General features: G+C 66.4%; 8 protein-coding genes. All 8 read right to left on the reverse strand.

All coding sequences use genetic code 11. The annotated features are described in order from the left end of the window. Positions 1-154: 154 nt before the first annotated feature. The 8 genes from ACI79P_RS04560 to dpdJ all read right to left on the reverse strand — a co-directional run bounded on the left by ACI79P_RS04560 (position 155) and on the right by dpdJ (position 17770). Positions 155-853 (reverse strand): hypothetical protein, encoded by a 699-nt coding sequence (locus ACI79P_RS04560; protein ID WP_456579839.1) that lies wholly within the window; start codon positions 851-853, stop codon positions 155-157. Next, positions 850-3936, reverse strand: coding sequence for a protein DpdH (gene dpdH, locus ACI79P_RS04565; RefSeq protein WP_456579840.1), 3087 nt, complete (start codon positions 3934-3936; stop codon positions 850-852). The genes ACI79P_RS04560 and dpdH overlap by 4 nt, the downstream gene beginning before the upstream one ends. Next, entirely contained in the window at positions 3933-4787 is an 855-nt protein-coding gene (gene dpdG, locus ACI79P_RS04570; RefSeq protein ID WP_456579841.1) for a protein DpdG, read from the reverse strand. Before dpdG ends, dpdH begins: the two co-directional genes overlap by 4 nt. Beyond that, a complete protein-coding gene (gene dpdF, locus ACI79P_RS04575) occupies positions 4788-7319 on the reverse strand; it encodes a protein DpdF (RefSeq protein WP_456579842.1) in 2532 nt (843 codons plus the stop codon). It lies immediately after the preceding gene. Further along, on the reverse strand, positions 7309-10497 hold the full coding sequence (gene dpdE / locus ACI79P_RS04580) for a protein DpdE (RefSeq protein WP_456579843.1): 3189 nt from the start codon (positions 10495-10497) through the stop codon (positions 7309-7311). The genes dpdF and dpdE overlap by 11 nt, the downstream gene beginning before the upstream one ends. A gap of 159 nt (positions 10498-10656) precedes the next feature. After that, positions 10657-12852 (reverse strand): protein DpdD, encoded by a 2196-nt coding sequence (dpdD, locus tag ACI79P_RS04585; protein ID WP_456579844.1) that lies wholly within the window; start codon positions 12850-12852, stop codon positions 10657-10659. Continuing rightward, the gene (gene dpdK, locus ACI79P_RS04590) at positions 12849-13367 is read right to left on the reverse strand and encodes a phospholipase D-like domain-containing protein DpdK (RefSeq protein WP_456579845.1); all 519 of its coding nucleotides are present in this window, start codon (positions 13365-13367) and stop codon (positions 12849-12851) included. The genes dpdD and dpdK overlap by 4 nt, the downstream gene beginning before the upstream one ends. Further along, positions 13364-17770 carry a protein DpdJ gene (gene dpdJ, locus ACI79P_RS04595; RefSeq protein WP_456580047.1) on the reverse strand — a complete coding sequence of 1469 codons (4407 nt, stop codon included), beginning with the start codon at positions 17768-17770 and terminating at the stop codon, positions 13364-13366. The genes dpdK and dpdJ overlap by 4 nt, the downstream gene beginning before the upstream one ends. Positions 17771-17993: the final 223 nt, after the last annotated feature.

Raw genomic sequence — 17993 nt, forward strand, 5'->3', positions numbered from 1 at the left:
CGGCGACTTTTGCCTCAGCGCAGGACACAGGCAACCCTCGCATGCGCGAACATGGAAGCCTCGGAATGAGGCGATGGTTAGGGAGGCAGAGCGATGCCGGTGAGCAACAGGCCCCACCGTAAGATGCAGGAGATTCGCGCTACTTAGGGCCCGTTTACAGACCGCCCCATCTGATCGAAAGCCTCTTCGCGTAGCCCAACTCCTTCAGGGCCTCCAGGTCTTCAGCGTCGAGATCGGACAGTCTCAACTCCTGGCGACCGAGGACGCGAAGGAGATCGACCACGCGAGGGGGCAGGTCCGACACGTTGCTCTCCGTGACCAACTCGGCGAGCGCAACCAGGTCGTAGCGGAACGAGGAAACATCGACTGGCGTTTTCGGGACCTCGGACGCCGCGCGTCGCAGACTCTCGGCGATACGCCGCGCCCGATCTTGATCTCCAGGTTCCAGGAGGTCGATGGCCTCGATGCCCGCATCCTGGACCTGTGCCGGCGCCCATTCCGCCCACCATTCTTCCGCGGCGGCGCGGAGGGAGTCGCGAACAGCGTTGAGGGAGCCGGTAAGCGTCAAGGCGGCACGATCAATGTCGCCGCCACCCTGCTGCACCGAACGAAAGGCCTCCTTTGCTGCACCGAGGCGGCCCAGATCCGGGACGCGCAGCTCGCCCTTCCGATCGGCTTCGCGACAAGCTAGGAACAGCGCCTCTGCCCGCTCGAACTCTGCAGCAGTTGCACGAAGGCTAGCAAGACGTTGACGGACGCGAGCAGCATCCTGGCGTGCGGCCGTTGCCACGCGGACCGCCGCAACCCTCTCGAGCAGGACGGCCGCCTTTGCCTGCAACACCGGAGCCGTCACGACGCACCGCCAGCGAGACGCTGGATGTGCTCATCGAGTTCCTCGAGCAGGACTACCAAAGCCAGGCCCTCCTCCGGGACGTCGTCCCTCAGGCGTACCTCCGCGCGATCAAGGCTCCCGTCCAGCCAGATATCTGATCGGATAGCGAGATCGCGCATCGCGGCGTAGCTGCGCCCTCGGTCCACGGCCGCCTCCCGCAGCCTTCGCAGTTTGTCGTCCCCACACGCCTCCAACGCGGTCACGATGTCGTCAACTGTGGACCAGGCGTACTTGCGGGCAGCGGTGAGAAGATCCAGCATTTCGCTGGCGGGACCTGCGCGTCCACCCGCATAGAGCCCAGCTTGACTGGACTCCTCGAGGGCCCGATTGAGCCCTGCCAGTACGTCCGGCACATCCGAGGGGCCGCCGAATGCGGGTTGAACTACCCCGAGCCACTCCTCAAGCTGTTGCCACTGCGCATCGACAGCTCCCTCCAGTTTCTCGCCGAGTGGCTTCAGGGCCGCAACGAGCCAACCCGGAGCCTCTTGCGGCGCTTCGAGTACCGGCTCGATCGCGGCGGCCTTCACGTGCGGAAGCAGGCGGTCGGGGTCGATCAGCTGCATCTGGCCGTCCCCCTGGGCGGCGCCACCGACTGCTCGGAGCCCAGCTACCAATGCGGGCCGGACTGCGACGACCGCCGCCGCCATGTCGCGCCACTGACGGGCCCTCAACTCCGTGTCCGCCGGGCTGCCAATGCCTTCGCCCTCGTCAAACACAGCCCGAAGGAGGTCGGCGTGCTCGCGACTGCGTGCTCCGTCGACACCTAGGACGAGGGCACTCACAAGAGAGGCAGACACGGCGGCCCCTGCGACCTCCTCGTTATCGGCACCGCGAAGCTCTCGGACACCCGCGACGAGTTTTGAGGCCCATGCGTCGACAAGGCTGGAGAAGTGACGCGCCTGGTCCGGGCCACCGGGGAAGTTCCAGTGGCCCGCGTTGGACCGCATGAGGAGCGCCCGAAGCATTGCCGCATTGACATCGTTCCTAGCAATGCGGACGGTCGCGGGGCCTGGCTCTTGCTGGCCCGCTTCACCTGCTGCGTCTTCGATGCGTACACCGAACGCGTTCCTGTCCCGAAGCACCTGCTTCAATTCGTCCTTTGTGGCAGCCGCCATGAGTTCGTCGTTCCACGAGACTCGGCCCTGGACAGCCTGGGAGATGGCTTCCCGTAGCCGCCGCGCAACGTCCTGCGGCAGCACCTCGCCTCGGCCGTACCAGTTTTCCAAGGCGGTCATCCCGCGCTTGAGCCAAACTGGCGACTCGCGGTCGTTGCGTTCCTGATCAGGATCCTCGTCGCCGGAGCCATGGGCATCTGGTAAGGCGGTTTGGAAGGACGAAACCATCGGCAACTTGAATGCCTCGTGGATGCCCTCCTTCAGGTTTACGGCCGTGCCTGGGGCGCCGCCCCAGTACTCCAGTAGAACTGTTCGCCGCTCGACGTCGACTGGGTCGCTCCGCCGGAGAGTGGTCACCACCTCAGGGAGCAGTGGCCGGTCTCGCACGTTCAGGGGGAAGTCTCGCGAGAACGACTCCGGGGGGAACTTGCCTTCCGCGAGCTCCTCGTAGTGGTTCTCCAGCACAGGACGAAGCACACGCCCCAGGACGGCTCGGGGATTGAAGACCTCGGACGACGATCGGGACCGGACCGTCCGGCCGAGGACTGATGCGTTGAACGGGTACAGGCCGTGCCCGTCTGTGGACACGCCGAACGCGTCGTGGCACTTATCCTTGAAGGGGCAGTCCTCGCAAGCGTTCGGCACCCACGCCTCGGGGTCACGGCCTTTCGCGCTGCGGGCCTGTTCCAGAGCCTCGCGTCCCAGTCGCGCCGCGTTCAGGTAGCGGGCGGCGAAGTCGGCCAAGTGCGACGCCGTCACCTCGGACTTGCCCTCGCCGAAGGTGATGTCCAAGTCGTACAGGTATGGCACACCCGCCGCCACCCGCGTGGTGACGGTGTCTGCGAGCGTCTCGTAATAGCCCCGAGTGACGGCCATGAGCGTCCTGATGGGCGCGAGTTCATCCCGGCCCTCCCGAACGCTGACTTCGGTGATCGCGTCGAGCAGATCCCGTTGGACACCCTGGATCACGGCGAAGTCCTCGACGAGCAGGACGATCTCTTGCTTGCCGTGGAGTTCCCGACGGATGTCCAGCATCGCCTGCTGAAGTTGTCCGCCCGTAAGATTCGCCAAGCGCAGAACCGCCTGGTCGAGGTTCTCGTTGAGGAGTTGGACGGCCGTGGCAAGCAAGTCCTCGCTTGCGGCCAGTTGTCGCATGAGACCTTGGGCCGCGGCGCCGGCACTGGCGATGTCGTGCAGATCCGTCGGGAAATCGCTGACTTCGAAGCCGAACCGTCGGTCGGGATCGTCGGCGGAACGTCCCTGCTGGATCTCCTTCGCAAGGCGCGAGATGACCCCATCGGGCGCAAGCAAACGGGTGTAGACAATGTCGTCCCGCAGCAGGGCGCTCAAGCGTCCCGGGCCAACGAGTCCGCGGCGATACCGGACATCAGGCTTCGTCTCATCGACCGTGGCGAATTCGATGCTCAAGGCCAACTGCGTCAGAAGTTCGCCAGGCAACCGCCGAGCGTCATAGTCCGTGACGACCCTGTCGACTTCCTGCCTGATGACATCGAACTGCTCGCCTTCAAGGCCGGACAGGAGCGCTCTGACCACTCCACTGAGGTTCGTATTTGTCTTCTCGATGTAGACGACTCGGCGGTCCGCTCGCTCTTCCAGGTGCTCGCGGATCCATCGGACGAGGTGGGATTTACCGGTGCCACTCTGCCCGACCACCGGCATGATGAGGACGCCATTAACCGGCCTGCGCTGCACGAAGTCTTTGAGCACAGTCGCTTCATCAACGACGCGCACGGCGCTGCGGTCCTGCAGGTCCGTCGTCTGTACCGGTGTGCGCGCGATCTGAAGTGGTCGGTGCGTCGCGAGGAATACGGCAGGGCTCGACGTCACAGCCTCCGTGCTGATGGTCTCGTCGACCCAGTCCGGACGCCAGCAACGGTACCCGGCATAGATCCGGGCATCGGCGCTCACGCTGCCACTCCCGCTTTAACTTCGACGTGGCTGCAAGGCACGCCCACCGCGCCATCGCTCAGCAGAAGCTGGTCGGCGTCCGACGGGGCGGACAAGGTGATGACTCCGTCTTCATGACAGCGCAGCAGTGCGTGCGTCAGGTATGTGTCGACCGCCCTTCCGTCGACTTTGAGAGATGCATCATCATGTAGAAATTGTCGCTCCCCGCGAGAAAATCGTCCTCCGTCGATTACGGGCAGTCGGTCTCGCAGATCGGCAAGGAACGTCTCGATTGGCACGGAACCTCGGGGTCCTAGCGATGTGCTGACAGTCCGCACTGCGCGCGTTCCATCAGGCACGATCTTGTCAGAACTCCATTCGGCGAAGCCGAGAGCAACCGCCCACCTCGCAAAAGAGTTATACGGGTTGCTGTTAGTCACGGGCCGCCTCGCCGGATCCTGGTACTGACGGACCATCTGCCTCTCTGCAGTGGTCCAGTCGAAAGGCCTACCGTACGGATCCTGCGCGGCCCACCAAGTCAGGACCCTCAGCAGATCCTGCGATGGCCCTTCTGGGTCTAGGGCCGTTGCCATGACCGCCCTCAGGAGATCGACATAGAAGAGTGCTGGCGAGGTGGTCGTCACTCCCTCGGTCAACGTGACCTCGTCGTCCGACCGTTCGACCATTCGGAGGTCGACGAGAGCCCGGAGTGCGGCGTCATAAGAGTTAGTACCGCTCTGGCGCAACTTGAGCGAACTAGGCTGGAGTAACGCCCGCAGTCGTCGACGGTCGAATGGGCCTCGCGGCGCCAGAGCCTTGCAAATGAGGAACATCGCGTTCGGGAGGATGTTCGGCGGGTCCAACAGTGACACTCAGTTCTCCCCTAGGAGTCGCCGCACTGCAATGGACGGCGGGTTCATTTCGGTGTAGGTCGTATGCGGCCGCTCACGGTCCGCCATCTCCTCTGGGTGCAGAACCGCAACGGGAACGCCATCGTCGTTCCAAGCCGAAAGGTCCGGAGCGACCACTGCCGTCGGCGACAGCAGCAGCACGCGCGGACAGGGCGGTGCCAAGAGAGGCAGTTCTAACCCTGTGTCCCACAGAAGCGGTCGCGGTACGAACTGGCCCTGCAATCGGTCGATCACTCGTTGACGGACGACTGCACCCTGATCGAAGACATGCTGAAAGCCTGCCCGGAGCAACCGTAGTAACACGGCGTGCAGCACCGACTCGTCGTACCTTCCAAGAACGACGCTGAGGGGGACCGAGAAGCGACTGGGTGTGTCCGGGAGCCAGTCTTGGAGTTCGGCTTCATTCCAAGGTTGGACCGGCGGCAGCGGGGCCAGTGAACTGTAGGGCGGCGTCCCGTGGCGACGGCACCACGGGCACCCGCGGCAGGCGGCAGGAACGCGAGAGCGCCCCACGTCGCTGTTCCAACTGTAGTGCTCCGACAGCAGACGACCCGCGCACTCGTCGCCGGCAAGCAGTCGGCGCATTGCCCGCAGTGACCTCTGGCCCGAAGAGCTCGTGGCCTGACGGACCGGCTCCACGACGGTGCGCCAGTACTGCTCGTCGAGGTGCTCATCAACAAGTAGTCGCACCATGAGTTCAGCCTTCTCTTGGTCTGCGGGCTGGCTCAGGCCGTCCTGTTTGCACTCCGTCGCGTAGAGGACCACGAGACCCGCGCGCTGCATCAGCGTGAGGGTTCGGAGGTTCCAACGCCGATTCTCGTCACCCTGGTGGACAACGTTCGCCGGCCTGACATCGAGATCCACGACGAGGTGTGTCGCGTCCATACGGGTTGCTGTGGCGGCCATCCGCGCCCACCTGTCGAGTCCCTTCTCGACCGTGATGACTCGATCGCGATTCAGCCCTTCGGCGACATCGCGATCTTTCGGCGCACTTGCGAGGAACGCCAGCGACGGCCGTCCGTCGCGCCCACCGCGTCCCACCTCCTGGTAGTACCGGTCCACAGTCTCAGGCAGACAGGCGTGGATGACGGCCCGCACGTCGGGGATGTCGACGCCCAGGCCAAAGGCAGACGTGGCCAGGACGAGGTCGCAGGTACTGGGCACCGGCTGTCCTGCGGTGTCCCTTCCCCGCCAACCCGCCACCACCCGCGCACGGTCGGCAGCCCCGACCTTGCCGTGAACCGTGGCGACCCGTCGGTAGCCCCAGTCGGCCAGCAGAGCGCTCCACTCGACGATCTGCTCCAGTGTTGACACGTAGAGCACCGCCGGCCGTGGCAGCACAGCGAGGGCATCTTTGACGGCGGACCGGCGGGTACCTTCGCTCGGCAGGTCGCCGAGCAGGTACTCCGGCTCGAACCGCAGGACGGTGCTGGCCACGAAGTGCGTCGGACCCGGCCCGGACAGCAGCGTTGCCAGTGTTCGCGCCGCACCGGCGCTCACCGTCGCACTCATCAGCAGGGTGACGCATGCGCGTCCCTCGGGGGCGAGATCGACCAGTAGGCGCCGCAACGCCCCGATGGTCTGGAACTCCGGTCGGAACTCGGTCCCCCATTGGTCGACGATGTGCGCTTCATCGACGACGAAGTACGCCAGGTAGCCGGACCTGGCGGACTCCTGCAGAGCCGGCGACAGCCCCGTTACTAGAGCCTCGGGGCTGGTGAACAGAACGCGCTGGCGCCCCGACCGCACATCCTCGCGGATCTGCGCCTTGACATCGCCCGCCATCTCGGAGATGTAGGCGTAGCGGCCCGAGGTGGAGCCCGACTGCCTTGTCTCGGCCAGAAGTTCTCGAACTCGGCGTTCCTGGTCGAGCGCGAGGACCGTCGTCGGAACGACGACGACTGTGACCGCTGCACCTTCGCTGGCGAGCAATGCCGGCGCAACAGCGACGCTCGTCTTGCCGGCTCCCGTGGGGAGCGTGGCGATGACCGTGCCGCCGGGCGGGCACAGCAGGAGGCTGCGAGCTATCTGCTTCTGGCCGTGTGATTGGTAGGTGCCGTAACCCACGGCGCGACGCCAGAAGGGATCGCTGGGAACCTCGTCAGGAAGGCGGACCAGATCCTCCTCGTACACCTTGCGCAACGCCTCGGCCGGCACCGGGCCGGCGGCGGTCAACTCAGGCAGCGAGATCTCCCACCGGCCACCCTGCAACGGCAGAGCCTCGAGCCCCGACCGAGCAAGCGTCTCGGGGACAACCAGCGACTCCGGGATCAGCACTGGCAACTGGTTACCCCGCGCGGCTTCCCAGCCGAGGACGTGGCGGATGAGCACTGCGAGATCGGCATGACCCGCTGAGTCGCCCCCCGAGACGGCGTCTACGAGTCGACGGTGCGGCCCTGGAAGGTGTAGGCGCACGCTGTCCGGGATGGGCGTGCCGTCCAGCCCCTGACGAAGGACAAGAAGTGGATCCTGCTCGACGCCTTCACTCGTCACCGGGCGTCCATCCGTGAGAGGCAAGGACGACCAGAGCGACGGACGTCAATCCCACGCTGGGCCGGGCGATGCCCCTCACCAGCGCGTCCCTCAACTGAGGCGTCATTGCACCCCGCTCACCGTCGGACAGCAACAGCGGGGAATTGCGGCGGGCCGCCAGGTGGCCCAGCTCGCGATCGAGCGAAGCGCGAGCGGCGTCGGCCGCTGCGTGTGCGCGCTCCTCCAGATCTGCCCGCCGCACTGCGGCGGCCAGTCCGGCCGTTCGCGCAACTTCGCACGACTCCACGAAGCCCTGCGGGCCGTTCAGGAGCGCGAACAGAGGCGCACGCCTCTGGAACGAGAGGTTTGTGTCACCGCCTCTGCCCGGGCTGTACCGAGCCTCCAGGGAACTGAGGACCCACGGGTCTTGTACCGGTGAGGATCCGAAGGCGGGCAGCCACAGCCGCATGAGGAACGGAGGAAGAAGCTGGTCCGCCCGGCGCCGCAGCGCTCGCATCGCGTCAGGCGATTCCTCGGCGACGCGCCCCGCTTCGGCGATGTCGGCCTCGACCAAGTAATCGAGGCCGAAGAAGACGCCCGGCTCCCCCTTCCACTCCTTCCGAAAGCGCCAGACAGCTGCCGCCTGCCCGCGGTCGTCGAATTGAACGAGTTGCTGCAAGGCGTCGACCAGGACGCTGCCGGATCGCGCGACACGCACTCCTGTCCGGCGCAGGGCAGCCGTGCGGTTGTACATGACTGGCGCCATAAAAGACCCGTTGCGGGTTGTTCGAGCCAGGAGATCTACTGGCACGAGCGTCTCTCTGCCCGGCGAGTAGGCCACGGAGCCGGGCTTCTCCGCCGGTGTGTGCTTGGCGAACTGGAGGCTGCCGGGCGTGCTGGCGAGCAGCGTGTCGGTGGCGCGTTCGACGACGCGCCAGTTCGCCTCTAACTCGTCAAGTCGCTGGAACCCCTGACCGCCCTGCTCTCCCGACACGAAAGACGCTTCGAGCATGTCTTCTGCCGCGATATCGCGGCGTCGCAACTCCAGCGTGGAGTTCAGTTCTGCACGCCACGACTCGAGCCCCCCCGCTCCCTCCTCAAGAAGAACGCGGCCCTGGGCCTGCTGCAGATCCGCCAGGGCGTACTGAAGCGTGCTCAGCGAACGATCGAAGACGCTGTAGCCGTCGACGGCCGTCCGCGCCCACGTGGCGGCGTAGGACTCGGGGTCGTCCGGCAGCACCAGGAATTGCCGCGCCGGGTCAGGCGCGCCGTGCCTGTCGACGCGACCCAGTCGCTGTTCGAGCCGATTGACCGACAGCGGCAGGCTGAGGTGGACGACCGCGTCCGCTGACTGCAGGTTCCTACCCTCCTCAGCCGTGGCGTCGGCCACGAGGACGCGCGCGTCGCCGTTCAACCACTTCTGGATGTCCTCTTCGTTGTCCCCGGCGTCCCGCCCGTGGTGATGGGTGGCGACGTGGATCCTCCGTTCGCGCAAAGCAGTGGCGAGTCGCGCGGCTCCGACCGGTCCCGCTGCGAAGACGACGGTCCGGCCGTGGTGCTTCAGGATCGGCAGAAGCCGTTGCGCCACAAGTCCGGCCGGCACGACCATGTCCGTGTCGACCGAGCGCAGTACGCGTGCCTCGTGCGGGCCGACGTGGAGCGCTGCAGGAGATTCGACTCCTTCCCCGGACTGTTCGCCACTGAGACGCGACCGCAGGACGTCGCCGAACGGCGAAAGGGGGTCGTTGCCCGCATCCAACAGATCGCTGAAGACCCGGCCGAGTGTGCGAAGGGCCTCGGGGTCGTTGCCTCCATCTTCGATGTCCTGCAGCACGGCGTTGCGCCAGGTCTCCAGGAACTTGTCGCGCTCCGCCCAAGCGTCGTGCTCCAACAGGAGGGGCGAGGGGCGTTGCCGGCCGGTCACCTCGAACGGGGGGCTGTCGGGTCCGCAGGAGTCGCGACCAACGACCGCTTCACGCCGTTGCCGGATGATCCTCCTGTGCAACCGGTAGGCCTCGTTGACGTGCGCCCGAAGGTGCTCAATCCCGCGACGTAGCTCCTCCTGAGCGTCGGCGTCAGCCGCCGCGTCGACCCGATCGCATAGATTCGCCAACAACGGGTCCCCGGGGAAGGCTCGTCTGATCGTGGCGATGTGATCGGGCACCGTGAAGGAGAGTTCGGGATCCAGGGCGAAGAACGCCATCGCGACCTCATGCCGACTACGCACCCGCGCCGTAAACCCCTCAACGTCGTCGAGGTCGTACATCTGCGGGTCGAGGAGGTGGAGCAGGCGAAGCATCTGCTGTTCGCGGTGCAGGACGGGCGTGGCGGAGAGCAGCAGCAGTCGCTCTGACCTGAGGCAGAGGGTCCTCAGCGCGGCGTACACCTCATCCGAGTCGACGAGACGATGCGCCTCGTCGACCACGACCAACCCCACGGCGCCTTGACGGTCCCATGCCGACGGCGACTCGTGACTGCTGATGCGGATCGACGCGTTCGGGAAGTCGTCGATGAAGAACTTGTCGCGGAGCTCCTGCTGCCACTGGCGGCGCAACTCCTCCGGCGGAATGACCAGTACGGAACCATCGGGGGTATCCAGTAGGTACTGGCGGAGCACGAAGCCCGCTTCGATGGTCTTCCCGAGGCCGACCTCGTCGGCCAGGAGGTAACGCTGAACGGGGTCAGCGAGCACCTGCCTCGCGGCGCGCAGCTGGTGCGGATACAACTCGACTGCGCTCGACAGCAGCGAGGGAAGGCCGCCAGAAGCGGCCCGTTGCGCGACGAGGTTGGCGAAGAACGGGATGCGGGTGTCTCGGAAGTACGGGGACTCGGCGCCACCGGCGATGAGAACATCCATGGGGTCGGCTACGGGCCTGTTCCAGCGGACGAACAACTCCCGCTCCGGCACGGGGATGTCGACTTCGCTGTTCGGCAAGCGAAGGGCATAGCGCGTGCCGTCACCCCAGACGACCCGACCGACGAACCACCGGTCCGCCCGCCGCCAGTACGCCCGCGTCTGCGTCACCAACTTTTTGCGGCTGCAGTCCCCAAGTGGCACCACCTCCACGTGGGTCACTGGCTGGGCGACGGACTCGAACCACTCGACCCGCGCCATCCCGGAGCTGACCGAGGCGATTCGCCCTGTTCCGAGGTGCTCGAAACCACGCACTACTACCAGGGTTCCCACAAGGTCGTCCACGTCACCGCCTCTCCGTTGGCCGGCCGGGAGCGTAAGCCAGCGGACGGACGAAATCCGGTACGTCGCGAGTCGCGCGTCCCCATCGAGTGACCCCGTTCCAACTCCAATACGGAGCGAGACCACGCTGCATACCGACTCCCGGCAGTCGGTGCTCATGACTCAAGGATCGGTCAGGGCAGACACGGCCGAAGCCAACATGCTCGCGGAACCGGCACCTGGCGCGTAGACCAGCACGCTGTCTGAGGCACGCCAGCGCTCGATCGCTCCCGTGGCGGCGTGGGTGGCCCGACGGGTTGCCAACACCAGGACATCGCTCGCCTGGACCTGAGTTCGCAAGCGACTGCTTCCGTCGTGCTCGTCGCTCACATGCACGGTCAGATTGGCCCAGAGCGCCTCCAGGGCCTTCTTCACGCGGGCGAGGACGGCCGACTGCAGCGAGTAGAGGAGCACAGTTCGTCGTAGGTCGACTCGTTCATCCACCCCCCCGCCGTCCTCTACCCCCACCAGCCAGTTCAACTGAAGGCCGAGGTCCTCAGAGAGAAGTTGGCCGAGATGGCGCTGAGGAGGAACGAGGCGTCGCCTCAATCCATGCAGCCTGGTCAGGACCGTGCTGCAGAAGGCGGCGCGCGCGTCCTCTTGCGGAGCCGGCGCGGACAGTAGTTGGTCCACAGCATCGAAAAACCAGTCGGCCGTCGGCACTCCCAGGGTCCGCGGCAGCACAGACCTGACGACATCGAGGATATCGGCGTACTGAGCGGGCCCCGACGCAACGGCAAGGCGAAGTGCTTCGAGCATGGCTCGGACCACCGCCGGCGTCTGTTCCTCGCTCAAGGCCAGCACCGTGACGCAGGTTGACGCGGTTCGCGGCGCGGGACTCTCGTCGGACACCGCTTCCAGAAGACGAGGCACGATGAGTGTCAAGTCGCTGAAAGCGCTCGAAGACGGATCGAATTGCAGGAGCAATTCATCGAGAACCCTGTCCTGCGTGCCCGGTGCCGGCCAGCCAGTCGCGTGGTCCTCCACCACGTCAACGGGGTCCTCGATCTCCCCCGCGAGGAGCGCTGAGAGCATCTCGCCCCAACTCCGAGGCTCGCATGGCTCGACTACATCATCATGGGGCCCTCGAGACGCGACCTGGGTCAGATGGTCCGCCCATGTCTGAGCGAACCAGGGGGGACTGAGCACGGCCTTGCGGGCTTCTTCGCTCACGGCCGCGAGCTGCGAGTGCACCTCACGACTGATGTGCGCGTCCTGCAAGGTCAACGCACACTGGACTGCCAACTGCAGGCGTGCCGTCGGCTCCCCGACTCGGTCAAGGTCCAGCCATGCCTCGCCTGGTCGTCCTGCCATCAGTGCGGCCTGAACGCGGGCGGCCGCATCCCGCTCGTCAACCTCCGGCCGGGGCACGATCCGCCCGAGCAGTGCCTGCTGCCATGGAGTGGCGCGTTCCCGGAGATCCTGGTGCAGTCGCCGGCCCAGCGCCGAGTCGGCTTCGACGGCCACCAGCGCCAGCAGAGCATCGACCGCCGGCTCAGAAGGGGGAAGCCGGACATCGTCCAGGAGCCGCCGAAGGTGACCGAGGTGGTCACGAGCCGCGACGACCGCCGCGTCGGCATCACAGGATGCCTTGAATTGCTCGAGGTGCACCGCTTGGGCCGCCGCCAGCAGCGTGTCGCGGACGGCAAGCGGCAGGCGCAGGTCCGAGACCTCAGGGAGTTCAGGTAGGCGCAGGACGCCTTCCAGGTCACCCAGGACCCGCAGTCGCCGGATCTTGAGGAAGGCCACGTTGACGGGCTGGAGTCGCCGGCTCTGGTCGATCTTCTCCAGCACGTCCGCGCTGAGTTGCTCGTCGTGGGCGGCCAGAGCCATGTCGAAGTCGCGCAGCAGGCGCCCCAGGGGAAGCTGCTGCTCCACCAGGCGCACAGGTGTCATGGCCCATACCTCGCGCAGCAGGTTGGCTGCGCGCCAGACGTCGCTGAACCGCTCTCGATCGACACGGAGCCGGAAGAAGACGCCCTCTCCCAGATCCTGCAGCGCACGCTCCACCGGATCGCCCGGTCGTGGCTTCACCACGATGCCGGTGAAATCGGACCATGTCGGCCCGATGAAGGACCGCAGTGCCTCCGCAAGCCGACGGCCCTGCGCTGGGCTCCAAGCCCAGGCGTACAGCAGCGAATTCCCGGCGACCTCACGCGGCAGCAGCAGAGGGCGCCCGGGGCCGGCCTCCAAGTCCTCGACGAACGGCAGGAAGGTCGAACGGAACACCGGGACCTGGCGCCAGTCCTCACGCAACTTGAGGTCGTTCCCGGGGCCGAAGAACTCGTGCAGGAAAGCCTCGACGTCCACCTGCGTCACGACGCCCACCTTGCCCGAAATGCGAGCCGCGCTTGAGCTACGGCGTCTGGTTCCGTGTCCAGGCGCACGGCCTCGTCGAGCAAGAAGAGGCCGTTGACCGTGAAGTTCATGCTCCCGCTGATGACATAGCCGTCCCCCAGCAGGCCCTTCTCGTGCAGCACTGGGGAGTAGCGCAGATGGAAGCCTTCGTCGCCGAGGGTGTCCTGGAGCCGACTCACGAAGCGCTTGTTGTGGTCGTCCGGGCGCGTCTCGATCCACAACTCAGTGCCTGCGGTCGCTATCGCCGCCAAGACCGGTAGCAGGCCAATGCCCTGCGCCGGCCAGTTCGGGTCCAGGCCGTTGAAAGCACCGTCGCTGTTGTCGATGACTGCAACGTCCGAGATCCACGGCGATATCAGCCAGAATTCCTGGCTCGGCGCGAGCAGTTCGGCGACCAGGACGCCCTGCACGAGATCGCGCAACTCCTGGCCCGCGCGCAAGGACGTTCTGCGGACGGTCCTGCCTCGTACGGTCACTGCTCGGCTTCCTGAAGTTCCAGGGAGACCCGGACCTGGTCGGAGTCGCTCCCGACGACTCCTCGAAGGACGGGGTGCAGCAGCAGGTAGCCGACCTCGAGTGGGCTGCTCAGGAAGGCGAGCACGCCACGCCGCAACGCCTGCTGCGCCGAAGGTCCGGCGAGCAGGTCCACGCTGCCGTCCTCCTGCAGAGCAGCGGCCGCCTCGGCGGCCCAGTCCTCTCCGGGCGTCACCTGGATCGTTCTGCGGGTCTGTGGCAGCAGGTCCAGCAGCAACCGACGGTCGACCGGGGGTCGCTCTCCGTACAGCGCAGGCAGCGCGAGGTGACGGTTGTGAGCTCGACTACTGCTCGGCCAGAGCACGGCGTAGACCTGGCGCGCCGTCATGGCGTCCTCGGGAACACGGAGATCGTCGCGCTTGGCGAACAGATAGCTCCAGGTCCGCTCGTCCACCTCGACGGAGAATCGCCGCTCGAGTCGGCGGCGGGCGGAATAGATGCGGTGCACCTGCTCGTCCGTCGCACGCGTCCACCCAGGCCGAAGGGGCCGCGCAGCAAGAGAGGACGTCACCGCGTGGGTGACGCGGCCACCGTGGCCCCGAAGAGCTACCACCATCTCGTCGAAGGCCCGCCGCAGAGACGCGTTGTCGCCTGCGTGGCGCGCCCGATCGACTGCTTGGGCGAGCGTCCCCATGGGCTCGTCGACGACCCGGTCGAGGAACCGCGTCAACTCGACGTCGACGAGTTCGAGGTCGGCGGGAGCAAGGCTGTTGAGCACGAGGCGCCAGAAACGTCGAGGGTCGTCCTGATAGCTGCGCTGCACTCGTTCGAGCGCGCCGGCGCCACCCATGGTGGTTTCGGTGATCCAGATCCTCACCGCGCGGTCGGTGTGCACCACATCGACGGCCAGGTCCTCCTCCTCGACGTCACGCAGCAGACGCAGGACAGCTGCGTAGACGGCCGAAGCGCACGTCTCCCCCAGGACCTGACGCACCAGGAGCAGTTCCTCGTCACTCAGCTCGCTCGCGGCCAGTCCCCGGCTGAGCAGCAGCAGTGCGCCAAGGAGCGTCGGGTCGTCGAGCAGGGCCAGGAGCCTGGCAACGTGGGCAGCGGGTTCGTCCTCAGCCTCGTCCCCGTCGCGGCCCTCCCCCACCCCCTCGTTCACCGAGTCCGCCAGGTCCAGAACCCACGGCTTCACCATCTCACCGAGGCCGGTGGGGCTGAGGCCCGCGAGCACTTCCGCGAGGCCGACTTCCTTGTTCATGGCTGCGTCCATGACCGCCGCCAACACGGCCTGGTGCAGCCACTGGAGTTGGAACACGTTCGCGCGAGCCCGCAGCACGGGTGAGGTGAGCAAAGCGTGTTCGAAGGCCAAGGCACGCCAACCCGGCTCCCTCAGCCGCGGCAGACCCCGGAGTTCTTCGTCCGCCGGCAGCGCGAGTCGGATCTCCAGACCATCAACGTCCAGGGCAAACCCGAGCGCGGCGGGTGTGCCGTGCCGATCCACGAAGGACACCTCGGCGCGACCAGTACCCCGGCCCTCCCTCAGCTCCGCGGTGGCGCCCGTCATGTACCGGCGCACTTCGATCGCGGACCGTTGCGCGTGGGTGTACGCGGCCACGTCCGTGAGCACGCCGGACCACGGCGTCCTGACGGGCACGTCGAGTGGCTGTCCCTCCGTCCTGACGACAACCTCGGAGGCCCACACGGGAGTGCTCTGGGAGGTGTCCCGAACCGCAGGCGGCGGTTGCTCCACCGCAATCTGGTGCGGCCGGACGACCACGAATTCCTCGGACGTGTCGGGCCACTTGCCCAGAACCTCGCCCGTTCGGACGAAGTCGGCGAGCCGCAGCACCGACGACCCGTCCGCGGCGAACGGGGGAACCCACGTCCGCTGCCCCCCGTAGTCGACGGCGAAGCGCTTGCTCACCCGGCCGGGCGAGACCTCCCGGAGCGCCTGAGCGACTCCCATCCTGCTGTCGACGTCGTCGCGCTCCTCGGGCAGCACGAGTTCCACCTCGGGTACCGCCAACGGCTCGAACAGTGCCCTCGGCACGAAGTCCGGCGCGAACGTCCGCGGCACGTTGCCAGGGTCGGGGTGGATGCTGCGCCAACCCGACCGGATCCGACGCAGCAGTGTGGGCACGACACTCGAGATCAGCGCCCGGGGCGGCTCCCACAGCACCGCTTGGGCCTCGTCCGGGACGATGCGCAGGGCCCGTTGCAGGAAGTCCTGGAGCGACCGCTGCGACTCGGGATCGATCAGAAGCGTCTCGAGACGGTCGACGAGGAGTGGGATCTTGTCGCTCCCGGCTCCCTCGGGCTGAAGAAGCTGCCGTAGGTCGTCCACCTGAGGGAAGGACCTCATGAGCCAGTCCGTCAGCGCGAAGGTCGCCTGCATCCGGAGGACGTACCGGTTCCCCACGGGGAGGCTCCGCGGCGTGACCTCGGGGTCGAACAGGCTTTCATACGCCTGGTACGCCAGGCGGTCGCGCCCGTAGTCGCTCAGCGTGACGACGGTCAGGGGGCGCATCTGACGGACTCGACCGGCCCGGCCGCGGCGTTGCAGGAACTGCGCACCGTTCCGCGGTGCCTTGTGCTGCATCACCAGGCCCACGCGCGGGTCGTTGTAGCCCACGTCCAGGGACGCCGTGGCGACGATCACGTCGGCTTTGTCTGCTACTCCTGGATCCTGGCTGTTCGTGCGGCCGATCTCCAGGGAGCGCGCGGGCGCATTGCCAGGGAGTCGATGCCCGATCGCCTCGACGAGGTCCCACGACTGGCCGGCCTGCGCTCGCTTCGGCCGATCCGTGAGATGAGGCGACCGCAGATTCGCCAGCACTTTGTCATTCGCGGGGCGGCGGCGGCTCATCCAGCCCCGCCCCTCGGCGTCGCGCAGGTCGTGGAACAGGCGGTTGACGACGTCGAGATTGTCGGTGAACACGAAGGCCTTGCTTCCGTACAACCCGCTACCGGTGCCGAGCGGGTCCAACGAGCGCGCGAGCAGCATGACCGTCTGGATGGAGGTGCTGAGGAGGCTCGCACCCGAGAGCGGATCACCGCGGAGCACCAACTGGTACTGCCGGCCCTCGAAGACCAGGTCCTCAGGCTTAGGCTCGACGTGCTGGACGTCTGACAGGTTGATCCCTGCGAGATCGCTCAGGAACTCCGGCGCCCGTCCCAGGGTGGCGCTCAATCCGACCACTGTGACGGGACGCCCCACTGCGTGCCTCCAGCGACGCAGCAGCAGGCCGACCTGAGCACCGTGCACGCCCTCGTAAGTGTGCACCTCGTCGAGCAGAAGCAACCGGGGCCTCCACGGCACGGTCGGGTTCCACCCGAAGAGCTTGCCTGTCTTCCTGTTGGAGGAGCTGCGGTTCAACATCTCCGTGGTCGTGAACAGGATGTCTGGCGGTTGGGACTGCATGCTCTCGCGCGTGAGGGCCAGGCGATCTCCCCCGACGGTCCAGGAGCACTTGGTGCACCTGAGCTCCTCCGCCCCCTTGGCGATCGACGCATCGGGCCAGATGACCTCGCTGCCACACCCGTCTGCTGGGCATGAGAGGTACGGACAGACACGGCCTCCCGCTCTGGCGGGCCAACTTTTCTGAAAGCTCTTGTACTTGAGCCACGAGGCAGTTTGGGGCGTGTCGCCGTAGAACGCACCCAGTCGCAAGTCTCGCCCGCTGCGGGCTCGTATGGCCTGCGAAGCTTGTGATGCGGCTTGCAACGCCTCGGCCAACTGGTCCTTGAGCAGTTCCTTCCGGGGATAGAGCGCGAGTGCCTGGGTCCTGTAGTCACCCTTGGCGACGCGCTCGCTAAGCCAGAGCATCGCGGGCAGGTAGAACGCCAGCGTCTTCCCGCTGCCTGTGCCCGAGGACACGATGACGCCACTCGTCTTTTCTCGCGCGAGGGATGCCAGGATCTCGCGAGTCGCATCCACCTGGAACCTGCTGAGCTCAGCCGCGCTCGCAGTCAGGGCTGCGAGCACAGGCTTCTGCTCGGCCGCTATCGGGATACCGGCAGATGCCAGGTTCGCGGCCAATTCCGTGCGCGTAAGGTCCCGCCGCGGATAGGACCTGGGCCGCACATCGAGTCGGAAGTCGGAGACGAGGCGTGCTCCTCCGGACCACCACGCTCCTGCGCCACGGCCGAACAGTTGCCTGTTCAGGGCGGCAAGCCGGACGGTCTCCGCAACCCGCGTGCGGTAGCCCGGCCGATCAGGGACGTCGATGATGAGAGCAAGGTCGAGAAGTTCGTCGATGACGTCCTCGACGTCGTCGGTGTGCTCGTCCGCCCCTAGGCGACGCGCTACTACATCGCGAACTTCGGCGTGTGAGAGAACGCCGTCGACGACGCCCCAGTTCAGAAGCGGAAGCTCACGGTCCTCGAGGTCCGACAGCACCTGCGCCAAGTCCCGACCCAAGAGAACTCCTGTTCGCAGCCCGCCATGCCCACAGTCGTCTGTTTCAGGCGAAGATCAGTCCTCACGCCGTGTCGTACGACAGGCGACGCGAGGCAGCGCTGATTCCACACACTTTGCGTGAACCTCACGCTACAGAATGTGCGAGAGATTACCGTACCGGACCGCCCTCGTGACGTCGTCAGTCGGACGAGGTCGTATCGAA

The sequence above is a fragment of the Blastococcus sp. SYSU DS0510 genome, from assembly GCF_054050835.1.